Annotated in this window: 15 protein-coding genes and 2 pseudogenes; 8 read left to right on the forward strand and 9 right to left on the reverse strand. The window is 71.0% G+C overall.

Annotation, left to right across the window (positions count from 1 at the left end; genetic code table 11):
* Positions 1-185 precede the first annotated feature (185 nt).
* On the forward strand, positions 186-1,847 hold the full coding sequence (locus ACIQOW_RS34690; RefSeq protein ID WP_401091771.1) for a CehA/McbA family metallohydrolase: 1,662 nt from the start codon (positions 186-188) through the stop codon (positions 1,845-1,847).
* A 207-nt stretch (positions 1,848-2,054) separates the two neighbouring features.
* Positions 2,055-2,549 carry an ATP-binding protein gene (locus ACIQOW_RS34695; protein ID WP_401091773.1) on the forward strand — a complete coding sequence of 165 codons (495 nt, stop codon included), beginning with the start codon at positions 2,055-2,057 and terminating at the stop codon, positions 2,547-2,549.
* A gap of 71 nt (positions 2,550-2,620) precedes the next feature.
* Here ACIQOW_RS34695 and ACIQOW_RS34700 read toward each other — a convergent pair whose 3' ends face one another.
* Positions 2,621-3,079: a DinB family protein gene (locus ACIQOW_RS34700; protein ID WP_401091878.1), complete on the reverse strand. Its 459-nt coding sequence runs from the start codon at positions 3,077-3,079 to the stop codon at positions 2,621-2,623.
* Between the two features lie 277 nt (positions 3,080-3,356).
* Between ACIQOW_RS34700 and ACIQOW_RS34705 the strand changes: the two genes are divergently transcribed.
* The 4 genes and pseudogenes from ACIQOW_RS34705 to ACIQOW_RS34720 all read left to right on the forward strand — a co-directional run bounded on the left by ACIQOW_RS34705 (position 3,357) and on the right by ACIQOW_RS34720 (position 7,109).
* Positions 3,357-4,169: a class I SAM-dependent methyltransferase gene (locus ACIQOW_RS34705; RefSeq protein WP_401091774.1), complete on the forward strand. Its 813-nt coding sequence runs from the start codon at positions 3,357-3,359 to the stop codon at positions 4,167-4,169.
* Between the two features lie 283 nt (positions 4,170-4,452).
* Complete coding sequence (locus ACIQOW_RS34710; RefSeq protein ID WP_401091777.1) at positions 4,453-5,577, forward strand: replication initiator; 1,125 nt, start codon at positions 4,453-4,455, stop codon at positions 5,575-5,577.
* Positions 5,574-5,783, forward strand: coding sequence for a helix-turn-helix domain-containing protein (locus tag ACIQOW_RS34715; protein WP_401091779.1), 210 nt, complete (start codon positions 5,574-5,576; stop codon positions 5,781-5,783). Before ACIQOW_RS34710 ends, ACIQOW_RS34715 begins: the two co-directional genes overlap by 4 nt.
* Positions 5,783-7,109, forward strand: a pseudogene (locus tag ACIQOW_RS34720) (tyrosine-type recombinase/integrase). The gene ACIQOW_RS34715 and the pseudogene ACIQOW_RS34720 overlap by 1 nt, the downstream one beginning before the upstream one ends.
* Positions 7,110-7,408: 299 nt before the next feature.
* On the opposite strand, the gene ACIQOW_RS34725 reads toward ACIQOW_RS34720, so the two are convergent.
* Complete coding sequence (locus ACIQOW_RS34725; RefSeq protein ID WP_401091781.1) at positions 7,409-7,546, reverse strand: hypothetical protein; 138 nt, start codon at positions 7,544-7,546, stop codon at positions 7,409-7,411.
* A 532-nt stretch (positions 7,547-8,078) separates the two neighbouring features.
* On the opposite strand from ACIQOW_RS34725, the gene ACIQOW_RS34730 reads away from it, so the two are divergent.
* Positions 8,079-8,429: an XRE family transcriptional regulator gene (locus tag ACIQOW_RS34730; RefSeq protein WP_401091783.1), complete on the forward strand. Its 351-nt coding sequence runs from the start codon at positions 8,079-8,081 to the stop codon at positions 8,427-8,429.
* Positions 8,430-8,485: 56 nt separating this feature from the next.
* On the opposite strand, the gene ACIQOW_RS34735 is transcribed toward ACIQOW_RS34730, so the two are convergent.
* The 5 genes and pseudogenes from ACIQOW_RS34735 to ACIQOW_RS34755 form a co-directional block, all read right to left on the reverse strand.
* Positions 8,486-14,803, reverse strand: coding sequence for an RHS repeat-associated core domain-containing protein (locus ACIQOW_RS34735; RefSeq protein WP_401091880.1), 6,318 nt, complete (start codon positions 14,801-14,803; stop codon positions 8,486-8,488).
* A complete protein-coding gene (locus ACIQOW_RS34740; RefSeq protein ID WP_401091785.1) occupies positions 14,796-15,842 on the reverse strand; it encodes an MFS transporter in 1,047 nt (348 codons plus the stop codon). The genes ACIQOW_RS34735 and ACIQOW_RS34740 overlap by 8 nt, the downstream gene beginning before the upstream one ends.
* A 73-nt stretch (positions 15,843-15,915) precedes the next feature.
* Positions 15,916-16,512, reverse strand: a pseudogene (locus ACIQOW_RS34745) (MFS transporter); the annotation flags it as partial.
* On the reverse strand, positions 16,406-16,852 hold the full coding sequence (locus ACIQOW_RS34750) for an RrF2 family transcriptional regulator (protein ID WP_401091787.1): 447 nt from the start codon (positions 16,850-16,852) through the stop codon (positions 16,406-16,408). The pseudogene ACIQOW_RS34745 and the gene ACIQOW_RS34750, both read right to left, overlap by 107 nt.
* A 214-nt stretch (positions 16,853-17,066) precedes the next feature.
* Positions 17,067-18,671: a gamma-glutamyltransferase gene (locus ACIQOW_RS34755; protein WP_401091788.1), complete on the reverse strand. Its 1,605-nt coding sequence runs from the start codon at positions 18,669-18,671 to the stop codon at positions 17,067-17,069.
* Positions 18,672-18,933: 262 nt separating this feature from the next.
* On the opposite strand from ACIQOW_RS34755, the gene ACIQOW_RS34760 reads away from it, so the two are divergent.
* Complete coding sequence (locus tag ACIQOW_RS34760; RefSeq protein ID WP_401091790.1) at positions 18,934-20,181, forward strand: MFS transporter; 1,248 nt, start codon at positions 18,934-18,936, stop codon at positions 20,179-20,181.
* A gap of 49 nt (positions 20,182-20,230) precedes the next feature.
* Here ACIQOW_RS34760 and ACIQOW_RS34765 read toward each other — a convergent pair whose 3' ends face one another.
* Both ACIQOW_RS34765 and ACIQOW_RS34770 read right to left on the reverse strand, forming a co-directional pair.
* On the reverse strand, positions 20,231-20,947 hold the full coding sequence (locus tag ACIQOW_RS34765) for a gamma-glutamyl-gamma-aminobutyrate hydrolase family protein (protein ID WP_401091792.1): 717 nt from the start codon (positions 20,945-20,947) through the stop codon (positions 20,231-20,233).
* Positions 20,944-22,434, reverse strand: a complete 1,491-nt coding sequence (locus ACIQOW_RS34770) for an aldehyde dehydrogenase (RefSeq protein WP_401091794.1) — start codon at positions 22,432-22,434, stop codon at positions 20,944-20,946. The genes ACIQOW_RS34765 and ACIQOW_RS34770 overlap by 4 nt, the downstream gene beginning before the upstream one ends.
* Positions 22,435-22,505: the final 71 nt, after the last annotated feature.

Genomic DNA, 22,505 nt, shown 5'->3' on the forward strand with positions numbered 1-22,505 from the left:
CTTTCTCATATAAACCGATGACATGACTATGAACCGACCATTCGTCACTCCCCGCAACTCGCCCCCGCCCCCGCCGGGCCCCTCTTCACCGGCCCGCCCCGTCCCCGTGGGCCCCGACTCACCCCCGGTTCACCCAGCGGGGTAGGCACGCGAGCGACCCGCCCGTCCCGATCCGGAGGCCTCCGATGCCGACCGAGCCCAGCGCCCCGCGACCCGACCAGCCGACCCCCCGACCCGGCGACCCGTCGGCCGCACAGCCGGCCAACGGGCCCGCCCGCCGCGACCTGCTCCGCACCGGCCTCGCCACCGGCGCCGCCACCGCCCTCGGCCTCGCCGCCGCCACCGGCCCGGCGCACGCCACCCCCGCCGCCGGCCCGGGCGCCACTTCCGGCGGCTCGCCGGGCGGCACTCCCGCCGACCGCACCCTCACCCTCACCGGCCACCTGCCCACCGGCTCCCCCGACTTCGTCCACCTCCCGGTCGAAGTCCCCGAGGGCATCCGCGAGATCGTCGTCTCCTACGGCTACGACAAGCCCCAGGTCCCGGCCGGCACCCCCGGCAACTCCTGCGACATCGGCATCTTCGACGAGCGCGGCACCGACCTCGGCGGCCCCGGCTTCCGCGGCTGGTCCGGCGGCTTCCGCACCGAGTTCAGCCTCTCCCGCGGCGCCGCGACCCCTGGCTACCTCCCCGGGCCGGTCAACCCCGGCACCTGGCACGTGGTCCTCGGCCCCTACCAGATCGCCCCGCAGGGCCTGGACTACCACGTCGAGGTCACCCTCAGGTCCGGTGCGCCCGGGCCGCGGTTCACCCCGCACTACCCGGCGGAGCGGGCCCGCGGCCGCGGCCGCGCCTGGTACCGGGGCGACTGTCACCTGCACACCGTCCACTCCGACGGGCGGCGCAAGCCCGAGGAGGTGGCCGCCGGAGCCCGGGCGGCCGGCCTCGACTTCATCGTCTCGACCGACCACAACACCAGTTCCTCGCACGCCGCCTGGGGCCCGCTGGCCGGCCCCGACCTGCTGATCCTCCCCGGCGAGGAGATCACCACCCGCAACGGCCACTGGCTGGCCCTCGGCCTGAAGCCCGGCCAGTTCGTCGACTGGCGCTACCGCTCGCGCGACGAGGAGTTCCCGCGCTTCGCCCGCCAGGTCCACCGCGCCGGCGGCCTGGTGGTGCCGGCGCACCCGTACTGCCCGTACGTCGCCTGCCAGTGGAAGTTCGGCTACGACCAGGCCGACGCCGTCGAGGTGTGGAACGGCCCCTGGACGTACGACGACGAGTCGGCGGTGGACACCTGGGACGGCCGGCTCGCCGTCGCCCTGCGCGAGGGCCGCTCCTGGCTGCCCGCCCTGGGCAACAGCGACGCCCACAGCGAGCCGCAGCCGATCGGCTCCCCGCACACCGTGGTGCTGGCCGAGGACCTCACCCGGGACGCGATCCTGGACGGGCTGCGCGCCGGGCGCAGCTGGCTGGCCGAATCCTCCGCCGTCGGACTGGAGTTCACCGTCACCGGGAACGGCCGCCAGGCGGGCATCGGCGAGGAGCTGACCGTCCCGGCCGACGCCCCGCTGGACGTCAGGGTCACCGTCTCCGGCGTGCCCGGCGGGACGGTCCGGCTGCTCACCGACGAGGGCCAGATGCACCAGGAGTCGCTGCCCGCCGGCGGCTCGGGCACCGTGGTCTGGCGCACCACCGCCTCGCTCGCCGCCTACGTCCGGGCCGAGGTGCGCCACCCGAAGGCGGACGGCACCCCGGGCAGGGGCAACGCGATGGGCCCCGACCTGCCCTGGGGGCTGATGGCCGCGCTCACCAACCCGATCGTGCTGAGCACCGGGGGCCGCTGACAACCCCCTTCCGGCCGGCCGACCCGCCCGGAACCCGGGCGGGGGAGGACTCGGACCACCCGTTTGGACTAGGTTGAACCCCGAAACGCATCAGTCGTAGGGACGAGGCGGTCGGTTGTCCGATCCGGGCCGACCAGCCCGTTCGCACGCCGACCGCCCCGCCCCGGCTACCCGTCCGACCCCGGCCCCGCGAAGGGATCAGCAGCTGTGAACCGTACGACCGTAGGTGGGCCGGAGCTCGGGGGCGGCCTGGGCGCCGGGGGCGTCCTCGTCCTCGTCGACCCGGCCGGGGCCGGGAACAGCCCGGTCGCGGAGCTGCTCGCCCGGGAGCTGAACCCGAGCGTCCACCTGCGGACGGACGACTTCCTGCGGGTCATCCGCAGCGGCCAGCTCCCGCCCCACCTGCCCGAGGCCGGCCGCCAGAACGCCACCGCGATGGCCGCCGCCGCCCAGGCCGCCTTCGCCTACGCCACCCGCGGCTACCAGGTCGTGGTGGAGTCCCCCACCGTCCCGGGCGCCCTCGACACCTTCCGCCGCGAGAGCCGCACCACCGGTGCCGCCCTCCACTACGTGGTGCTCCACCCAGGCCCGGCCGCCGAGGACGCCCCCCACACCCTCGACACCACCGACCTGGACGCCGAGGCCACCGCCGTCTCCGTCCTCGCCGTCCTCACCCGCCGCACCCACCTGCTCGGCTGGTAGGCGCCGCCCCGGCGGCCGGCCGCTCTCCGGCGCGGGCCGCCTCCGGGTCGTCCTCCGGGTCGTCGGCACGGTCACGCGCCCACCGTGCCGTCGATCGCCTCCCGCAGGAAGTCCGCGTGCCCGTTGTGCCGGGCGTACTCGTGGATCAGGTGGAGCATCACCAGCCGCAGCGACACCTCGGCGTCCCACCGGGCCTGGTAGCCGGTGACGTCGAGGGAGTCCGCGGCGAGCTCGATCCGGCGGGAGTGCCCGACCTCGGCCCGCCAGGCGTCGAAGGCCTCGGCCCGGGTGGCGCCGGCCGGGTCGTACGCGGCCTGGTAGTCGCCGTCCTCGGACCAGACCAGCGGCAGGTCCTCGCCGTCGATCACCCGGCGGAACCAGGTGCGCTCGACCTCCGCCATGTGCCGGACCAGCCCGAGCAGACTGAGCGTCGAGGGCGGGCTCGCCCGCAGGCGCAGCTGCTCGTCGGTCAGGCCCTCGCACTTCAGGGCGAGGGTCGCCCGGTGGAAGTCCAGGAAGCCGCGCAGCATCTCGCGCTCACCGCCGGTCAGCGGCGGGGCGGGGCGGTCGTCGGGGACGTTCACGGTGTCGTTCTCCTCGTACCGGTCGGGAATCCCCGCGGACTGTAGCGGACCACCGGGCCGGTCCGGCGGGTATTTTTCCGGCCCGCCCCGGGCGTCGCAGCGTTCCCCGCCGTCCCGCGGACATCCCCTTATCACGTACCGTGTTCGGACCACCACAGGTTTGGGTACGTACCTCGGCGCGCCCGACCGCCGGGCGCCCACCGAGCAGGAGACCCAGCGGCCCATGGATCACAACCGCATCCCCCCGACCGTGCGCCAGACCTACGGCGCCGACGACCTCAGCACCGCCCCGTCGTTCGCCGGAGGCTTCATCAACTTCGGCTACTGGCAAGGGATCGACCTCACCGCCCCGACCCCCGAGGACCGGGTGCACAGCCAGGAGCAGCTCTACCGGCGGGCGTTGCGGGAGTTCCCCGAACCGCGCCAACGACTGCGACTGGCCGAGGTCGGCTGCGGCCGCGGCCTGGGAGCCGCCCTCGCCCTGCGGGAGTTCCGGTTCGCGGCGGTGACGGGCGTGGACATCCACCCCGACCAGATCGAACGAGCCCGCGCCGTCAACGCGAGAGCCCTGGCGACGTACCCCGATCGGTTGGCCTACACCCTGGGCTCGGCGGACGAACTCCCCTTCTCCGACGGCTACCTGGACGGCGTCTTCTCCGTCGAAGCGGCCCAGCACTTCCGCGAACTCACCGGCTTCGCCCGCGAGAGCGCCCGCGTCCTGCGCTCCGGCGGCCGCCTCGTCGTCACCACCTTCTTCACCGCCCCCGGCCCCGACGCCGAGGAACGCCTCAAGATCCTCCTCGCCAGCTTCGCCGACGGCCTCGACGTCGCCCACCCCCTCGACGACTTCACCGCCGACCTCACCCGCCACGGCTTCACCGACATCACCACCGAGGCCATCGGCGCCGACGTCTGGCCAGGCCTCGACCGCTACCTCACCGACACCGTCCCCACCGCCCACTGGACCCGCCACTTCCTCCCCGCCTGGCGCGACGCCCTCCTCGACTACCACGTCCTCACCGCCATCCGCATCTGACACCAGGCCCGAGCCCGGGGTGCGATCGCCCCGCACCGCGTCCCTGGGCCCACCGGAGCGTCCACGCAGCGAGAGCCCCGCCGGACCTGTTCGGCGTCTCATGGCCGTCGCAACACCCCAGCTCAAGGGGTGCGATGGACTTCGAGATCTGTGGAGACCGGATGCCGTAGGGCGGTAGGAAGCTCCATGTCGAGCGGGCGGAATACTTCCGGCTCGCGGATCAGGGCTACAGGACCATAGAGGCGTCCCAGCTGGTGGGCCTCCACGAGTGGACCGGACGCGAATGACGCAACGGCCGGACCGATCCGAACAGGTTCCGGGCGCCCGCTCGACCGAGCGGGCGCCCACCGCCGTGTCCGGTTACTCCCGTTGCCTGAGCGAGGACGAGCGGACCCGGATCGCCGACCGGCTGCACGAACCCATCGACGCGCTGCTCGGCACGCCGTTGGACCTGAAGACCTACGGCTACCCGGGCGCGGTGCTGCTCAACGCCCACGCCGGAGCCCTGTGGGCGCGCTTCACGATCTACCTGCGCCGTGAGATCGCCGCCCGGCTCGGCCTGACCCAGAAGGCGCCCCGCGCGGTGCTGCGCGTCTCCTTCACCAAGGTCGCCGAGTACCAGAAGCGCGGCTCGGTCCACTTCCACGCCGTGATCCGCCTTGACAGCCCGGACGGCAGCGCTCAGCCCCCGCCGCCGACCGCCACCGTGACCATGCTCGCCGACGCCATCCGGGCTGCCGCCGCCCGCGTCTCGGTCAGCGTCGTCTCGGACGCGGTCGGGGAACGCGAGCTCGCTTGGGGCGAACAGCTCGACGTGCGCGAGATCGCCGCCTTCGGCACCGACACCGAGCTGACCGATCACGCGGTCGCCGCCTACGTGGCCAAGTACGCCACCAAGTCCGCCGACTCATCCGGCGCTCTCGACCGCGCCCTGTTCTGCCGCCCCTGCCAGGGACGCGGCATGACCCTGACCGGCCACGGAACCCCGCTCCAGTGCACCACCTGCGGCGGCACCGGACAGGCCCGGCCGCTGCCCCGCCTCGCCGTCGAACGCCACGTGCGGCAGATGATCCGCACCTGCTGGGAGCTGGGTAAGCGCCCGGAGTTCGCCGACCTCAAGCTCTGGAAGTGGGCGCACATGCTCGGCTTCCGGGGCCACTTCTCCACCAAGTCCCGCTGCTACTCCGTCACCCTCGGTGCTCTGCGCGACGACCGCCGCGCCTGGCGTACCGAACAGGCCCGCGCATCCGCCGGCCTGCCCGATCTCGACCCGAGCACAACTCTCGTCATCGGCCACTGGGCCTACCACTGCTCGGGCTACAGCCCCGGCGCGGAACTCCTCGCCGCCGCCGTCCGGCACCGCAGAGAACTGGAACGGCGGTTCACCGCAGAGGGCGGCCCCTCATGACCGCCGTGCTCCCCGTGCCGGGCACGGGCGAAGACCTGCTGACGGCCCCCCAGGTCATGACCCGACTCCAGCTCGGCCGCTCCGCCGTCTACGACCTGCTCCGTTCCCGGCAGCTCGCCTCCATCACCCTGGGCCGCTCCCGCCGCATCCCCACCAATGCCCTCTCCGACTTCATCCGCACCCGACTCGAACAGGAAGTCGCCTGATGACCACACCCCGCGACACCCCCGCTTCCCGCCGAAGCCGCGCCAACGGCGACGGCACCGTCTACCAACGCAAAGACGGCCGCTGGGAAGCCGCCGGCTACGTCCTCGCCCCCGGCAACACCAGCAAGCGCATCCGCGTCTACGGCACCACCCGCAAGGAAGCACTCGCCAAGCTCACCGAGAAGACCGCCTCCAGTAACCGCGGCGTCCCCGTCGTCACCGCCCAGGGCAGCCTGGCCGCCTATCTGACGTACTGGCTGGAGAACGTCGCCGTCCACCAACTCCGCGAGAACACCCACACCCGCTACACCACCTGCGTCAACCAGTACCTCATCCCCGGCCTCGGCAAGAAGAAGCTCGCCAAACTCACCGCCAAGGACGTCCGCACCTGACTCAACGAACTCCGTACCGACTGCCAGTGCTGCGCGCGGCATCGACGCCCGCCGCAAGCCCGACGCGCAGGCCGACCGCCGCCCCCGCTGCTGTGCCATCGGCGAGTGCTGCCGCAAGTACCTATCCCCGCTCACGCTCGCCTACATCCACTCCGTACTCAAGTCCGCCCTGGAACACGCCGTGCGCGAAGAGGAGATCCCGCGCAACGTCGCCCGCAACGTCCGCACCGGGACGCCCCGGCCGCGCCGCTTCAACCCGCTCACTGCCGACGAGGCCCGCACCTTCCTCACCGCCGCGCAGGGCCACCGCCTGCACGCCCTGTTCGAACTCGCCCTCCGCACGGGACTCCGCAAGGGCGAACTCCTCGGCCTGCGCTGGGAAGACCTCGACCTCGACGCCGGCACCGCCGCCATCCGCCGCACCCTCCAGCGCACACGTACCGGCGGCCTCACCACCTTGCCGACCAAGACGATCAGCTCGGAGCGCCGAATCGCGCTGCCCTCGTTGTGCCTGCGTTCTCTTCGTGCCCATCGCGAGCAGCAGGCCCAGGATCGGGTGAAGGCCGGTAGCGGGTGGACGGACAGCGGTCACGTCTTCACCCGGCCCGACGGGCACCCGATCGAACCCGCTACCCTCACCCGCCACTTCAAGGTGTTACTCGGCCATTCTCGCCTCCGGGCGATCCGTTTCCACGATCTTAGGCACTCGACCGCGACTCTCCTCCTGGAACAAGGCGTCGAACTCGTCGTAATCAAGGAACTCCTCGGCCACGCCCACATCGGCGTCACCGCCACCGTCTATGCCCACGTCCGCCTTCGCCTGCAACGGCAAGCCATCGACCTCCTCGGCTGTGCCCTTCGCGAGCCCGCCGACGCTGCCGGCCAACCCAAGGACGGCGACGACCCGCCGCTTGGTGCAGCACCCGTCCGCTGACGTTGCCGTCAACTACTGCCGTCAAGGCACGACGAAGCCCTCCCCGCGAGCCTGTGTGGGAGGGCTTCGTCGTGCCTTGAGATGGTTTCTTAACAGGGAGCATTGAGAGCAATCTCGGAATGCGGGAATAGCGCCCACTAAACCAAAATTCCAGACCGAATGATTCCATCGAGATCGACCCTAGTCGATAATTCCAATGGCCTCAGGAAGTCCAATGATCGCACTCCTGCGGTCAACACCCTCTTCCTGTTCCGCACTCTCCAGAATCAAGGAGCAAACCTACTGTCGATCTTCTTCAGTCAGCCTTGGAAGAAGACGGCTGGCGGTTCGAGGATCCCCATGGCGACATCGGGATCGATTCCCTCATCGTCGGCCAAGTCGATCGACACGGCAATGCTGAAGAACGCCTGCGCCAGGACCTTGTTCACGCTCATCATGGCACCACTCTCACTCGAATGATCAAGAGATTTCCAAGAATCTTCCGCGCCCTCATGGCCGCGGCAACAGTTGGAGCTCCCACCGGCCTGCGCAGCCGCTCCACTCAAGCGCCAGGGGTTGACTAGCAGGCTTGCCCGCACGACTTGCTGAACGTTGTGACGGCTATCTTACGGCCAATCAGTACGCCGTTCACTTCACCGAGTCCGTCAAACCTGATCTGCCGCGTCTGGCCAGAGGGGTAAATATAGTCGAGCGCCAGCCCTGCACGTGAGAAAGCAGTGAGCCTGCGCAACCGGTCAAAGCTGACACACTCGCCGTGATCGACCCCCTAGACCCCGCCACCATCCATCCAGACCGCCAATCCATCGATAATCTCAACGAGACCCGTGGATACCGATGATGGCTCCGACGAACCACCGGCCCCAGCAGACGTCCACCGATGTTGCGGCCACTGCTGGATGCCACACCAACGCAGCGACGTTCACACCTGGACCCTGGCGCCAGACTTGGTTTACTCAGTAAGCTACAAGAATGACTCAACGGTTTGCCGACATCCTGCAGGGCCTCATGGACAACCGCGGATTGTCTCCTCGAAGTATTAGCCGAGCATCGGCGCGAGCCGAATCTACCATTTTGCAGTTGCTCCATGGAAGCATTCCACCATCGCCGGAAATAATGAAAGACATCGCGCCGGCATTGCAAATCTCCGAGGTCGATCTGCTCGTAATTGCCAACCTTTCCACGAGGCAACCCTCAAGCCCTGCCAAACCCTACCGTAATTCGATGGAAATCGGCGAGCTTGTTTCGATCGCAAGCTCACTGGAAGACGAGAAGATTCGGCAATTGATCGATTTCGCCCGAAACCTAAAGTCGGAAGATTAAACCCGAGCCAAGCGTCTGCCCCGCCTGCCAGGCAGGCAGGGCAGACGAGCGGGAACTCACTTAAATTTAAATGGATCCCAGGCTGCTCCACTCGCGTCGAATCCATTCCTGTTCAGAGCGCCTCGCGCCACCAATTCCATCCCCTCCCCGTCCGGCCTATAATGGCCAGAGAAGTTGCCAAATTTTACGATGGATCCGTCCAGTACATTAAATGTGCCGGCCATGGATACAGGCATGCCGCCAGATAGGCTCGTATGCCCCGCCCAAACCTCGGCATCGTAGATGCTTTCGTGAAACGCCCTCACTGAACCACCCGGCATCACTACGTAGGTGTACTCGCCTTCCCGGAGATTTCCTCCCCTCGTCACCAAATCGCCCTCCCGGAGGGGAGCCTGCGGCGTAGTGTCGGCGCCAGGGCGCCCCGTGGGATACATCCTGGTCTGCTCTGCGCTCAGATCGCAGTTGTGGACGAGGATGGGCGAGGAACCCGCCAGCACATAGTACGTGTGGAGCTGGTCGATGGTGAGGTTGTAGGTGACCTCGTCGGCCTGGTGGTAGTTGCGGACGGCTGTGAGAGTGATGGTGCTGCCGTCGGGCTGGCGGAGCTGGTCGCCGGGGGTGAGCTGGGAGGCGTCGGTCCAGCGGTCGGTGCTGACGTCCCAGAAGGGGTGGTGCCAGGTGGTGGTGAGGGTCTGGGCCGGGGCGAAGGGGACAGCCGGCGGGGCGCGGTCTCCCGGCTTGGCCTCGATGGTGAGGTCGGTGAACTCCTGGTCGTCGGGGGTGGTGATGGTGGCGACGATGGGCCGGGGAATCGTTTCGCCAGTGGTGGGCGCGGTGGCCGTGACCAGGTCACCGACAGCCAGCCGGTCGATGGCCTTGGTCGTTCCGTCAGCGAGCAGGACCTGGGTCCCGGCGGGGAAACTGTTACACGCCCCCGCGCCCAGACGGGCAGCCAGTGCGCCGAAGGCGGCTCCGTTGGCTGCCGCGGTCGCCTCTTCCGTCAACAGCGCCTTGGTCGAATGGTCTGCATTGCCGTCCAGAATGTTGTTCAGTCCGGCTCCGAGCGCCGCTACTGCCCCGCCGCATACCGCACCGGCCGCGACCGCGCTGGCGCCACCGGTGGCGAGACCGCCGACGGCCCCGCCCCCATAGCAGACCACGCCCGCAATGGTGGTGACGGTCGCGACGACGATCTCACGGACCACCGGATGGTCGGTGGTGAAGTTCTGGGCGCGCTTGGCTCCGTTGCTGGCGTGGCAGCCGATCCCTGAAAGGGACGTCCACGATCCGCACTTCTTGGTTCCTCGGCCGTTGCCTCCTCCTCCGCCGCCGCCGCCGCTGCCGCCACCACCGCCACCGTTGCTGCCGCCATTACCCGCGCTGCCCGCACCATTGCTCACGGTGGTGGGAGGGAAGGCCCCCGGATCGGTACCTCGGGTCTGTTCGGCACACTCCAGGGTGGCGCAGAAGGAGGCCGAGCTCTTGGTGGTCTGTTCGGCACACTCCTGACTGGTACACCAGCTGCCATAGAGGCCGCTGGGATCGCTCATGTTGATGGGGTCGTTGTTGCTGTAGGCGTATCCGTTCCACTGCTGGGGATCGGAGTCGCCGAGCAGTGGGTCGGGGTTGAGGAAGCGTCCGGTGAGTGGCTGGTACTCGCGGGCACCCAGGTTGGTGAGCCCGGTGGACGGGTCCAGGGTGCCGCCGACGAAGCCCTTGTCGCCGGCCCAGGTGGAGGGGTCGGGCTGGGTGCCGCGCGGGTTGCCGAACGGATCGGTGGGACGACGGGACACCGTCTGGGCCGCGCCGGTGTCGATCTGAACGCCGTTGGTGCCGTGCGGGTCGGCGCACTGGTAGACGATCCTGCCGCCGCCGGTCGCCGCGGTGACCCGGGTGATGGTGATGCCGCCGGGCGCGCTGTAGTAGCGCACGTCGGACATCGACCGGGACGGGGACTTGGTGTCCAGGGTGAGTTCGTCGGCACCGAGGTTGAGCGTGGTGCTGCCGGGGTTGCGCCGGATCAGCTGGTTTCCGTCGGCGTCGTAGAGGTACGAAGTACCTTCGGCCTCACCTGTTTTGGTGACCGAGGCGAGCTTGTCCTCGCCGTCCCACGTCAGGGTGGTGGTGCCGGTGGTGTCGGTGACGGCCGTGGTGTTGCCGAGCGCGTCGTACTGGTAGGTGGCCTTCTTCGTCCCGGCGGACGAAGTGGTGGTGCTGGTCAGCAGCGCGTGCGGACCGCCGGTGCCGCCACCCGTGTTCGGCGCGTTGGTCCTGGTATTGAAGGAGCCGGGAGCGCCGAAGGTCTGGACAGTGGTGACGTCCTTGGTCGTGTCGCCGGCAGGGTCGTGCTGGGTCAGGCCGGTGCGGTTGCCCGTGGCGTCGTAGGTGTAGCTCTGCCAGTAGGGAGCAGGACCACCGACCGATGGCTTGGCCGGGTTTCCGCTGACGGCCGGGCCGTTGGCGTTGTTGCACCCGCCGATGCCGGGGACCGAGGTGGGAGCGCCACTGCCGGTGGTACTGCCGCTGGTGTCCGACCAGCTGCCGCTGGGTCGGGTGACGGTGCCTCCGGTGTCCGTCCAGGCGTTGGTCAGGCGCCCGAGGTGGTCGAAGGTGAAGCACTGGGTGTCGGTGCCTGTGGCGTTCTGCAGGTCACTGACGGAGGTGATCCGGCCGGAGGGCGTGTAGGTGTAGGAGGTCCGGTCCAGTGTGGTCGTGCCGAGCTGTCGGTCCAGGTAGGAGTTGATGAGGCGGCCGGTCGCGGCGTCGTACTGCTGGGTGGAGACCACCTGGGTGCCGATGTCACCGACGGTGGTGACGATCGGTCGCCCCTCCTCGTCGTACTGGACGTCGGTGACCAGGGTGCTGTTGCCGCCGGAGGTGATCATCAGACCGGTGTTGAGGTAGAGGTACGCGACGCTCTCCGCGGGCAGACCTCCCATGGCCGGCAGTTCGGTGCGCTTGAGAGAACCAAGGATGGGCGAGTATTTGTTGCTTGTGGTGTATGTGCCCGCGAGCTCGAGCTCGTTCGACGGGATGGTCGTCGTGGTGCCGAGCGGGTGATAGGCGGTGTCGTAGCCGGTGACAGCCTGGGTATAGGCCTTGCCGCCGTCGGCGCCCCCCACATAGCGGGTCGAGGAGACGGGCTTGCCCTTGGCCCCGGGCAGCGTGTCGTAGGTCCAGCCCGCGAGCTGGTTGGCGCGGCTGACCGACCCGGCGTACATGCCGGTCTTGCGTCCGAGAACATCGTAGGAGTAGGCGAGGACGTTGCCCTTGCCATCCGTGGTGGACGCGACGTTGGAGGCGGCGTCGTAGGTGGTCAGTGACGTGCCGGTGTCAGGGTCGGTCGAGCTGACCTTGCGGCCGCGCAGGTCGTAGACGTAGGACCAGGAGTTGCCCGAGGAGTCGGTGCGCTTCGCGACCTCGCCGCTGGGCGTGTACGCGTACGAGGTGACGTCCGCGTCGGCTGCCACCCCGGTCGGCGTGGGCGTCCGGTACTGCCACAACTGGGTCGTCTTGCCCCGGGCACTGGTGAACACGCTGGTAGGGAACGCGCCCTCGGGCGGGGTGGTGTCGGTGCGGTCGACGCCGGGGTAAGCGGTCGTGGTCGCCCACTGCTGATGTCCGTACGAGACGAGAGCGCTGGTGGTGGCACGTCCCAGGCCGTCGTACGTCACCCAGGTCTGGGCGGGCACCTGGGAGTCCTGCGACACGAACACCGTGCCGTTCGGCTGGCTCTTGGGGTCGTAGTGCGCCGCAGAGGACTTGATCGGCCAACCGTGCGAGTCGTACGCCGTGTCGGTGATCAGCCGGCCGTCGTCGCCCAGGGCAGTGCTCCGCTGGGTCTGCCGGATCCGGCCCAAGCCGTCGTACAGCTCGGTCTGGACGTTGTAACTCTTGTCCTCACGAATGGACTTCGAGGTGACGGTGGACGGCGCAGTGATGCCGTTGACCGCGTACTCGAAGACGTAGTTGGCAGCCTCATTGGTGGGCCGCTCGGGCTGCCACACCGCGACGATCCGGCCGAGGGCGTCGTACTTCCGGGTGAGGGCGCGCCCGTTCTCGTCGGTGGCGACCAAGGGCTGGCCGCGTCCCTGGTCGACGGTCTGGTTGGTGGCCCAGGTGGCGCCCATCGGCCCGGTGACGGTGGTCTTGACGGGTAGGGAGCCGGTCGCCGGGGTGTAGGCGGTCGTGGTGACGGCCCCGTCCGGCCCGGTCACGGAGACCGGTCGCCCGTAGTCGTCGTAGGTGGTGGCGGTGAGCTGGGTGTAGACCGGCTGGCCGCTGCCGTCGTAGTGGTCGACTGTCCAGGAGGAGGTCTGGTTCCCGGTCGCCAGTGCCTCGCCGAAGGGCTTGCCGTCGAAGTAGCCACGGGACTCGGCGATGGTCGTGGCCGTACCGGCCTTGGTGGTGCACGGGCCGGCCACCGTGAGCGTCCCCGAGGACAGCATCACCATCATGGGGTCGGCACTCTTGGCGTAACTCGTGGTGGTGCAGGTCTCAGGTGCGGCGGAGGTCCCGTCGCCCTGGTCGTCGACCTGGAGCGGGCGGTTGCCGTGGTCGGGGTCGGCGTCCGACGTGCGGACCCTGCTGGTGGTGCGCCAGGTGCCGTCCGCCAGGCGCCCCCAGCTCTTCTCCGTGACCTTGGTGGCGCCGAAGCGGGCGACGATGTCCGGCAAGTTTCCGGACTGACTGCGGGTGGCGGTGACGACGTCGCCACTGGTGAAGGTGGAGTTCGCCGAGACGACGGAACCGCCGGCCCGGTCGTAGGTCTGACTGCCCAGCACCGTTCCGGCGAGCCACTGGTCATCGGTGTGGGTCACGGTGGCCGCGCCCGGGTACGGGGTGAAGGAGACGGAGGCGTTCCTGGTTCCGCTGCCGGTCGCGTCCCCGTTCATCCCGCGCAGGTAGGTACTGACGGCCTGGGTCCGGGGTGCCTCGGTCGCATTGCCGCTACCGGTCGTGGTGGTGACGGTCTGGTAGCCGCGGAACTCGTCCCAGGTGCGGGTCTTGGGGTCGACGAGCTCGCTGTCGTTGCGGTGCCAGGCCGCTCCGCCGCCGTAGGCGTAGTGCGTGGACTTGATGAGGTCGGTGCCGGTGATGGAGTCCTGCTCGGTGACGTCCGTCACCAGGACCTTGTTGAACCAGTCGCTGACCGGGTCCGGCGAGTCCGACCCGGGCAGGTGCCACTTCACCGGCATGCAGGCCATCTGGTTGTCGTCCGCGGAGGCCGGCATGTGGCCACTCGTACGACTGCACTCGGACTCGGCGTAGACGACGTTGATCTGGCCACCGGTCTCGGTGGTGATCTGCTGGATCCGAGGGCGCTTGAACATCGGGGCGGCCACCGCCAGGCCGTCGACCCGGTTGGAGATCTGACGAGGCGTGAAGGTGACCGCCGGCAGGGCGATCGGCTGCTGACCGTTGCTTCCGGTTCGGGTGATGGAGGACAACCACAAGGACGGCTTGGTCTCGTCCCCCGGAGCGGGGAAGGCGTACTTCAGGTCCCAGGTGTCGACCGTCGTGTACGTGGACCCGGTGAGCACCTGGGTGGCGATCTTCGACAGGCGTAGCGGAGACCAGTAGGTGGGCGAGTAGTTGGTGCAGGCGCCGCTGGAGGCGCAGGCCTGGTCGAGCGGAGTGTCGGGCCAGTTCAACTGGTTGGCGACGACACGCTCGGCCGGGGTGCAGGTCACCTTGCCCGAGGCACTGCATCGTTCCTCGGTGCTGAACACGATCTTGGCGGCCGGCTTGGCGCTGCCGTTGGCCGCGAGTTGGTCGGGCAGACGCTGGCCGTAGCCGATCTCGGTGACCTGGTCGGCCCGCACGTAGGGGGTCAGCGTGCCCGAGGCGTTGTTCTGGCCCCCGCCCCGGCTGTAGTAGTTGACGTCCTGCTTGTAGGCGAAGGTGGTGAGGTTCTGGTGCGGGTCGACGATGTAGTCGAGGTTCCAGCGCCATCCCTCCTGACACCACGAGGACGTGCCCTTGGCCGCGTCATAGCAGTCGTCCCCGCTGTTCGGGGAGTAGACGGGCTGGTAGTCGACGGAGTTCGCTGCCGGATCGCTGTGGTTGCCGCCGGGCAGGTGGTTGAGCCCGAAGTAGTACTGCGTGCCGTCGGTGATGGTGACGCGCCAGTACTCTCCGTTGCGGGCCTCGTTGGCGGCACCGGTGAGTCGCTCGATCCGGGTGCCGTCGTCGTGCTGCAGGCGGTAGGTACCGGTCTTGTCGGGCACCAGGGCGCCCGAGTGGCCGCCGAGGTTGAGTGAGGCGATCTGCCCTGCCCAGCACTGGTCCCCGGAGTTGGCGATGCCGGCGTTGGCACAGCCCTTGTAGCTGCGCTCGATGTAGCCGGGTCGGTAGTCCCAGCCCTCACCCATCCAGGACGACTGCGCGTTGGTCGAGGAAGTCTTCCCGTCGACGGACGAGGAGTCGTAGAAGAGGCCCACCTCGGCCGACGCGCCGCCGATCGAGGCCGGTGTCTCGATCGGGTAGGAGTAGGTGAAGTTGCCCATGTTCGAGCCCGCCCCCCACGACGCCGACGGCGTCATCGGGGAGGCCGAGTAGCTCCCCAGCGGGCCGCCGGCCGTCGGGGCAGCCGTCAGCACCACCGGGGAGCCGGCCGGCGACGAGCCCGCGGAGAGCGCAGCCGGAGCGCCGGACACGGCGCTCGGTAGCCTCACCTCCGCGCTCAGCACTCCGGTGGCGGCGTCCACCGTCGACGGAACCGGGGTCTGTTGCCGGCACTGGGGCAGGTCGGGCGTACTCAGCACAGTAGAGGGGGTTGACTGCGTCACTGGCGCCCTGCTGCCTCGCGGACACCAGCACGCCGAACACGGCGGGGCCGGTACCGGCCCCGAGGAACTGGGCCCCCTGGAGGATCCCGAGGCCGGCACCGACCTGCTCGGGGGGCAGCTCGCTCGCCGCGGCGCCGATGATGCTGGTCATCACGAGCATGAAGCCGATGCTCAGCCCGAGGATCCCGACGCCCGCGAAGACCACCGAGGAGCCGCCGGTGAAGGCCGAGAGGAACAGCGAGAACAGACCGATGAGGCCGAGCCCGGAGAGCACCAGGACCCGCGTGTCGACGCGGCCGGCGAGGCGTCCGATCCACGGCGAGAGCAGCGCGGTCACGACGCCGGCCGGGATCATGACCAAGGCGCCCTGGCCCGGGGTGAGTTCGTTGACCTCCACCAGCAGCAGCGGGACGAACACCAGACCGCCGAGGTTGACGACCATGGCCAGGAACGCGACGAGGATGTCGGTCCGGTAGACGCGATGGGTGAACAGCGCCGGCGGAACGAACGGCTGGTCGACCCGGACGGTGCGCACCCCGAAGACCACGAGCGCCGCGATCGCGACCACGAGGCTGCCCCAGGACAGGGGGTCGGTGAAGCCGGAGACCTGCGCCCGGGTCATGCCGAACAGGACGAGACCGGCTCCGAGGCCGAGGAGTACGCCGCCGGGGAGGTCGAGCCGGACCGCGCCGCTCCGGCGGCAGCAGCGTCGTGACGGCGAGGACCGAGAGCACGGGGATCGCGGCCGCGCCGATGCCCGTCACGATCCGCCCGGCCACGAGCACGGCCAGGCTCGGGGAGATCGCGCAGATCAGGCTCCCGACGGCGTAGGTGAGGAGCGCGAAGGCAAAGAGACGACGCAGGCTCACGCGGTCCGAAATGCGGCCGTACAGGGGAATCCCGACCGAGAACATCAGCAGGAAGCCGGTGACGACCCAGGCGAGTTCGGCCTCGGAGGCCCGCAACTCGGACCCGATCGTCGGAAGCATCAGATTGACCATGTCGCTGGCCGTGACCGTGGCGAGGATCGCCGGCATCAGCACGGCCAGTAAGCCCAGTTCCGAGCCGGTCCGCCCGGTCGTTGTCGACGTGGAAGTCATAGGAGGCCCTTCGGGTGGCTTTCCGCCACCGTGATGGTTACAGTTAGGGCACAAGAAAGGCGGAGGACACTGCCTCCGCCATCGGTCAGTCGGTGACGTGCTGCACGGCCTCGCGCTCACTGTCCCGCACCTGCCGGACGAGGTGGGCGATCGTCGTCCGCCCGAGCCGTTCTTCCAGGGCCCGCTCCGCATCCTGGAACTCCGCCTCGAGCAGCTTCTGCATGTTCCGCCCCACCTCGCATTCGGCGCTCGGTGGATGCGGGTGCCGCGACAGGATCGGCCCCGCCTCCACGGCGGTGTACACGTCGTAGAGCGTGATCTCGCGGGCGGGACGGGCAAGCGACCAGCCGCCGTTGCGCCCCTCGGTGGACCGGACCAGGCCGGCATCCCGCAGACTGCCGAGGATCCGCCGCACCAGCACCGGATTGCCGGCCAGGCTCTCCGCGATCTCCACCGAGGTCAGCGAGCGATCCCAGCGCCCCAGCATGGTGAGTGCGTGGATCGCGACCGCGCTCCTGCTGCTGATGCTCACGACTCCCCCTTCGTGACGGACGCCCCGCCGATCCAACTGTAACGACGCTAGTAGCAGTTTGAATCAGGTGTCAATCCGGCGGCGACGCCCCGGCGTTCGAGGGACGTGTTCGGAGCACGGGGCATCCGCCGGAACGACACCTCGGTCGCCGCACCCAGGGAGGCCATGGCGTTGCCGGCCCGGGCCACGCGCAGTGGTGCGCCGCCGGCGGCTCTCAGCCGTCGGCGCGCGGGTCGGAGGCGGCGCGCGGGCCGTCCGGGGTCTCGCGCACGACCTGGAGGTGGCCCGCCGCGTCGTCGAGGGCGGCGAGTGCGGTCGTGTGGAAGCCCGCGGCCCGCAGGCCGTCGGCTGCCGCGTCGCCGGCGCCCTGCTCCACCGCGATGCCGAAGCCGTCCTCGCCGGGGCGGGCACCGGCCGTCAGCCGGCCCACGATCCAGCGGGGCCGGGCGACGGCCTCGCCCGCGGTGAGACCGGCGGCGAGGTTGAGTGCCAGGTGGGTGTGGATCTGGGGCTGGGCGCGGCCGCCCCTGGTGCCGTGGGCGCCGACCAGCCGGCCGTCCCGGCGAACGAGGACCGGCATCAGCGTGTGCGCCGGCCGTCGGCCCGGCCCGATCTCGTTGGGGCTCCCGGCGACGCCGCTGAAGCAGGCGCCCCGGTTGTGGAGGAGGATGCCGGTCTCCGGGTCCACGACGCCCGACCCGAAGGTGTGGAACACGCTCTGGATCAGGGACACCCACCGGCCCTCGCCGTCCGTGGTCACGATGGCGACCGTGTCCCCGGAGGCGCGCGCGGGGATGTGCGGCGGCCGGCCGTCGGCCCGGGTGGAGAGCAGCCGGTGGATCGGGGTGCTCCCGAGGGCGGCCTCGACCAGATCGGAGACCTCGCCGACATCGCCGACCTCGCCGTGGTCGCCGTGGTCCGGGGAGAACCCCGGATCGCCGAGGAGCCGGTCCCGCTCCGCGGCACACAGGGCGAGGACGCGCCCCACCGGTGCCGCCTCGGCCCCCAGGGCGTCGGGGACGCGCACCCGGCGTTGCCGGATCACCTCCAGGGCCACGAGTCCGCGCAGGAAGAAGCGGCCCTGGCTGTTCCCTCCCGAGCTGAGGTACTCCTCGCCGGCGAAGCGGGCGCCGAGCGGCGCGGACAGGGACGAGGTGTGCGCCGCGAAGTCCTCGGCGTCCAGCGCGCTGCCGCCCGCCCGCAGGGTGGCGACCACGCTCGCGCCGAGGGCTCCGGCGTAGAACGCCCCCGTCCCCTCCGCGGCCAGGGTGCGGAGACTGTCGGCGAGCCGCGGAAGCGGCACGTGCTGTCCGGTCCGGAGCAACTCGCCGCCGGGGAGGAACAGTTCACGGGCGCCGGGATCGGCGGCGAGGGCGTCCGCCTCGTGCTCCAGGCCGCGGCGCAGACCGGGCGCCACCGCGAACCCCTCGGCCGCGATCCCGGCCGCGGCGAGGAGGGCCGCGCCGAGCGGACGGCTTCCCCACCGGTCCGCCAACTGCTGCCAGAGGTCGAGGACTCCGGGCACCGTCACGCTCCTGGCGCCGGTCACCGGCACCTGCCCGCCGGCGTCGAGGTGGTCCGCCCGTCGCCACCCTCGGGCGCTGCGGCCGCTGCCGTTGACGACGACCGGTTCGTGGTCCGGCCCTCCCACGAGTGCGAAGGCGTCGCCGCCGATCGCGCACTGGTGCGGGTAGACCACGGTGAGGACCGCGGCGGCCGCCAGGGCGGCGTCGACGGCGTTGCCTCCGTCTGCGAGGACCGACTCGGCGGCCCCGGTGGCGGTCCGGTGGGGAGTGGCGACCGCGCCTGGGTGGTTCATGTCGGCCCCTTCGTGATTCGTCGTCGTCCGTCGTCGTGCGGCTGTGGGACAGGAGGGATACGGCTCCGGAGATGCGCCGGTGAAGGCCGGAGGGGTTGGTCACGCCCGTCACCACCATCCACCGAAATCCACGATTCCGGTTGCGCGGAGCGGGTGGAACGACGCGATCCGGACATCAGGCCCGGCCGTCGCCCGCGTCGGGCCGCCGTCGGACCGGGTACGCCCCGTACCGCGGGGCACCACGGGCGCGTACGATCCGGGCGTGCCCCGTAGGACGTCCGTCGCAACCGCCCCCGGCATGCCGCACCTGCTCCTGCTGGCGCTCTCCTGCGCCTCGGGCTTCGCGCTCCTGCTGCCCGTCTCCCCGCAGTGGGCCGTGCACGGAGGCGCCGACGCGTTCGGCGCCGGACTCGTCACCGCCACGCTGATGGCGACCACCGTGCTGGCCCAGCTCCTCGTCAGGGCGGCGCTGCGCGGGCTGGGCTGGTCGCGCACCCTCGCCCTGGGCGCCCTGCTGCTCGGACTGCCCGCACCGGTGCAGGCGTTCACCGACGGCCTGGGGGCGATCCTGCTCACCACCGCCCCGCGGGGGCTCGGCTTCGGCATCCTCACCGTGTGCGGCTCCACCGCCGCCGCGACCCTGGCTCCCCCCGGGCGCCAGGGAGCGGCCATCGGCCTGTACGGGCTGGCCCTCGCCCTGCCCCAGACGGTGCTGACGCCGGCCGCCCCGGCGCTGGCCGCGGCGCTGCCCCTCCCCGCGGTCATCGCCTGCGGCGCGCTGCCCGTCCTCGGCCTGCCGTTCGCCCGCGGCCTGGGACGCGCGGTCGAAGCCCGCACCGCGCCGCCCGCACCGGAAAGGACGGCCGCCACCGCCACGGTGCTCCGCCGCATCCTGCTGCCGCTGGCCACCCTGCTGCTGGTGACGTCGGCCGGAGGTGCCGTGCTGACCTTCACGCCCCAGTTCGCCGGCCGCCCGGCCCTGGCGGCGACGGCGCTGTTCGTCTTCACCGCCGTCGCCGCGGGGGCCCGCTGGGTCTGTGGAGTCCTGGCGGACCGCTTCGCGCCCCGCCCGCTGACCTGCGCCCTCCTGGTCGCCGCTTGCGCCGGCCTCGCGCTGATCGCCCTCGCCGTCCGCTCCGAGCGGCCCCCGCTCCCCGGGCTGCTGACCGGTCTCGTCCTGCTGGGGGCGGCGTACGGCGGGCTGCAGAGCATCACACTGGTGCGGGCCCTCGACGAGGCCGGGCCGGAGAACCGGCACACCACGTCCGTCGCCTGGAACATCGGCTACGACTCCGGAACCGGCCTCGGCTCCCTGCTGCTCGGTGTCGCCGCACAGGTCGCGGCCTTCTCGACCGGGTTCACCGTACTGTCCGGAGTCGCGGCGCTGGCCGCGGTCGTGGTCCTGTCGGCGGGCAACCGGCCGCACCACGGGCCCGCAGCGTCCGCCGGGGCCGCCAAGGCAGAGGCCGCGGACCGCGAGACCTGCCGGCCGCTGTCCGGCCACCCGTAGCATCGGACGCCGACGGAGAACTCCCGGACGAAGCCCTCCCCGCGACGGCTCAGCCTGCGGCCCGCACCAGGGCGTCGAAGAGGCGCTGCTGGGCCGGGTCCTCGTCGGCGGTGTCCTCCGGGTGCCACTGCACGGCCGCGAACCAGCCGTCGTGCTCAGGGAGTTCGACGGCTTCGACGGCTCCGTCGGCGGCCCGGGCGGTGACGGCCAGGCCCGCCCCGAGCCGGTCCACGTGCTGGTGGTGGTAGCAGGACGCCTCGACCCGCGCGGCGCCGGTGATCCGGGCCACGGCGGAGCCGGGGGCGAGCGGGACGGGGTGCCGCAGGTGCCGGTGCTCGCGCCCTGGGCCGCCCATGTCCTGGTGCAGGGTGCCGCCCAGGACCGTGTTGACCACCTGGAGTCCACGGCAGACCGCCAGCAGCGGCACCGCGTCCGCGAGAGCCCGCCGGGCGAGTTCCAGGTCGAACCCGTCCTGCTCCGCGTCCACGTCGTAGACGGCCTCGTGGGCGTCGGACGCTCCGTAGCGGTGCGGGGCGAGGTCGCCGCCGCCGGGGAGCAGCAGCCCGTCGAAACGGGAGAGCCTGGCGGCCACCTCGGCCGGGTCGGCGACGCCGCCCGGGGCGTGCGGGTGCAGGGTGACGGGCTCGCCGCCGGCCCGCCAGACGGCCTCGGTCAGGGCCCGGGCGCTGACCTCGGCGGCGTACCGCAGCGCGGAGGTGGAGGCGGCGAAGCGGGCGGGGATCGCGATCAGCGGTCGGTGGTTCACAGCTGGATCCAGGTGGTCTTGAGTTCGGTGTACTTCTCCAGGGCGTGGGCGGACTTGTCGCGGCCGTTGCCGGACTGCTTCATTCCGCCGAAGGGCACGGTGAGGTCGCCCTCCTCGTAGCAGTTGACCCAGACCGTACCGGCTCTGAGTGCGCGGGAGACCTTGTGCGCGGTGGAGAGGTCGGAGGTCCACAGCCCGGCGGCGAGGCCGTACTCGGTGGCGTTGGCGAGGGCGACGGCCTCGTCGAGGCCGTCGAAGGTGAGGACGGCGAGCACCGGGCCGAAGACCTCCTCGCGGGCCAGCCGGCTGTCCGGGGCGACCCGGTCGAAGACGGTCGGTTCGAGGTAGCAGCCGCCGGTCGCGGTCAGGGTGCGCGCGCCGCCGGTGCGCAGCCGGGCGCCGTCGTCCAGGGCGGTGCGGACGTGGCCGAGGACCCGGCCGAGGTGCTGCTCGCCGACCAGGGCGCCCATCTCGGTGGCGGGGTCGAGCGGGTCGCCCACCCGCAGGGCGCGGGCGCGGGCCACGACGGCCTCGGTGACCTGCTCGGCGACGGAGGTGTGGACGAGCAGCCGGGAGGGCGCGGTGCACATCTCGCCCTGGTTGAAGAAGATGCCCCAGGCGGCCGTGGCCGCGGCCCGTTCCAGGTCGGGGGCGTCGGGCAGGACGATGTTGGGCGACTTGCCGCCCAGTTCCAGCCAGACCCGCTTGAGGTTGGAGTCGGCGGAGTAGCGCAGGAAGTGGCGGCCGACGGCGGTGGATCCGGTGAAGGCGAGGACGTCCACGTCGGGGTGCAGCCCGAGGGCCCGGCCGGCCACCGGTCCGTCGCCGGCGACGACGTTGAGCACGCCCGGCGGCAGCCCGGCCTCCAGGCCGATCCGTCCGAGCAGCAGGGCGGACAGCGGCGAGTTCTCCGAGGGCTTGAGGACGACCGTGCAGCCGGCGGCCAGGGCGGGTGCGATCTTCCAGCCGGCCAGGGTGAGGGGGAAGTTCCAGGGGACGACCGCGCCGACGACGCCTGCGGGCTCCCTGGTGACCAGGGCGAGGGCGTCCGGCGCGGTGTGCGGGGACTCGTCGGTGAGCTTGTCGGCGAGGCCGCCGTACCAGCGGAACGTGCCGATGACGGCCCGCAGTTCGATGTCGTGGGCGTCGGTGACCGGCTTGCCCGTCTCCAGGCTGACGGTGAGCGCCAGTTCGGCCCGCCGCTCCTCCAGGAGGTCGGCGAACCGCAGCAGGGCGCGGCCGCGGTCGGCGGGGGCCAGCCGGGGCCAGGGGCCGTGGTCGAAGGCGCGGCGCGCGGCGGCGACGGCCGCGTCGACCTCGGCCGCGCCGGCGTCCGCGACCTCGGCCAGCACCCGGCCGTCCCGGGGCGACACCACGGCGAAGGTGTCACCGCCGCCGGCTTCGTCGGCGCCGTCGATCAGATGCACGCCGGTGGGCCGGAAGGCCCCGGCCCGGCGGAGCCAGTCGGCGTGGGTGGCGAGGGTCATGCGGTCCTCCAGACCACGTGGGGGAAGCGGAAGGCGGAGGGCGCGCGCCCGGATTCGGGACGCGCGCCCCC

It is taken from the genome of Kitasatospora sp. NPDC091335, from assembly GCF_044757205.1.
Classification (GTDB): Bacteria; Actinomycetota; Actinomycetes; order Streptomycetales; family Streptomycetaceae; genus Kitasatospora.

What these genes read in the sequence shown, in the direction of transcription:
- ACIQOW_RS34735 (WP_401091880.1), bottom strand. Translation starts at nt 14,803, where the DNA reads ATGGGTGAGGGCTGGGACTACCGACCCGGCTACATCGAGCGCAGCTAC.
- ACIQOW_RS34770 (WP_401091794.1), bottom strand. Translation starts at nt 22,434, where the DNA reads ATGACCCTCGCCACCCACGCCGACTGGCTCCGCCGGGCCGGGGCCTTC.
- ACIQOW_RS34700 (WP_401091878.1), bottom strand. Translation starts at nt 3,079, where the DNA reads ATGCTGCGCGGCTTCCTGGACTTCCACCGGGCGACCCTCGCCCTGAAG.
- ACIQOW_RS34710 (WP_401091777.1), top strand. Translation starts at nt 4,453, where the DNA reads ATGACGCAACGGCCGGACCGATCCGAACAGGTTCCGGGCGCCCGCTCG.
- ACIQOW_RS34690 (WP_401091771.1), top strand. Translation starts at nt 186, where the DNA reads ATGCCGACCGAGCCCAGCGCCCCGCGACCCGACCAGCCGACCCCCCGA.
- ACIQOW_RS34730 (WP_401091783.1), top strand. Translation starts at nt 8,079, where the DNA reads ATGACTCAACGGTTTGCCGACATCCTGCAGGGCCTCATGGACAACCGC.
- ACIQOW_RS34755 (WP_401091788.1), bottom strand. Translation starts at nt 18,671, where the DNA reads ATGAACCACCCAGGCGCGGTCGCCACTCCCCACCGGACCGCCACCGGG.
- ACIQOW_RS34725 (WP_401091781.1), bottom strand. Translation starts at nt 7,546, where the DNA reads ATGATGAGCGTGAACAAGGTCCTGGCGCAGGCGTTCTTCAGCATTGCC.
- ACIQOW_RS34740 (WP_401091785.1), bottom strand. Translation starts at nt 15,842, where the DNA reads ATGACCCGGGCGCAGGTCTCCGGCTTCACCGACCCCCTGTCCTGGGGC.
- ACIQOW_RS34715 (WP_401091779.1), top strand. Translation starts at nt 5,574, where the DNA reads ATGACCGCCGTGCTCCCCGTGCCGGGCACGGGCGAAGACCTGCTGACG.
- ACIQOW_RS34705 (WP_401091774.1), top strand. Translation starts at nt 3,357, where the DNA reads ATGGATCACAACCGCATCCCCCCGACCGTGCGCCAGACCTACGGCGCC.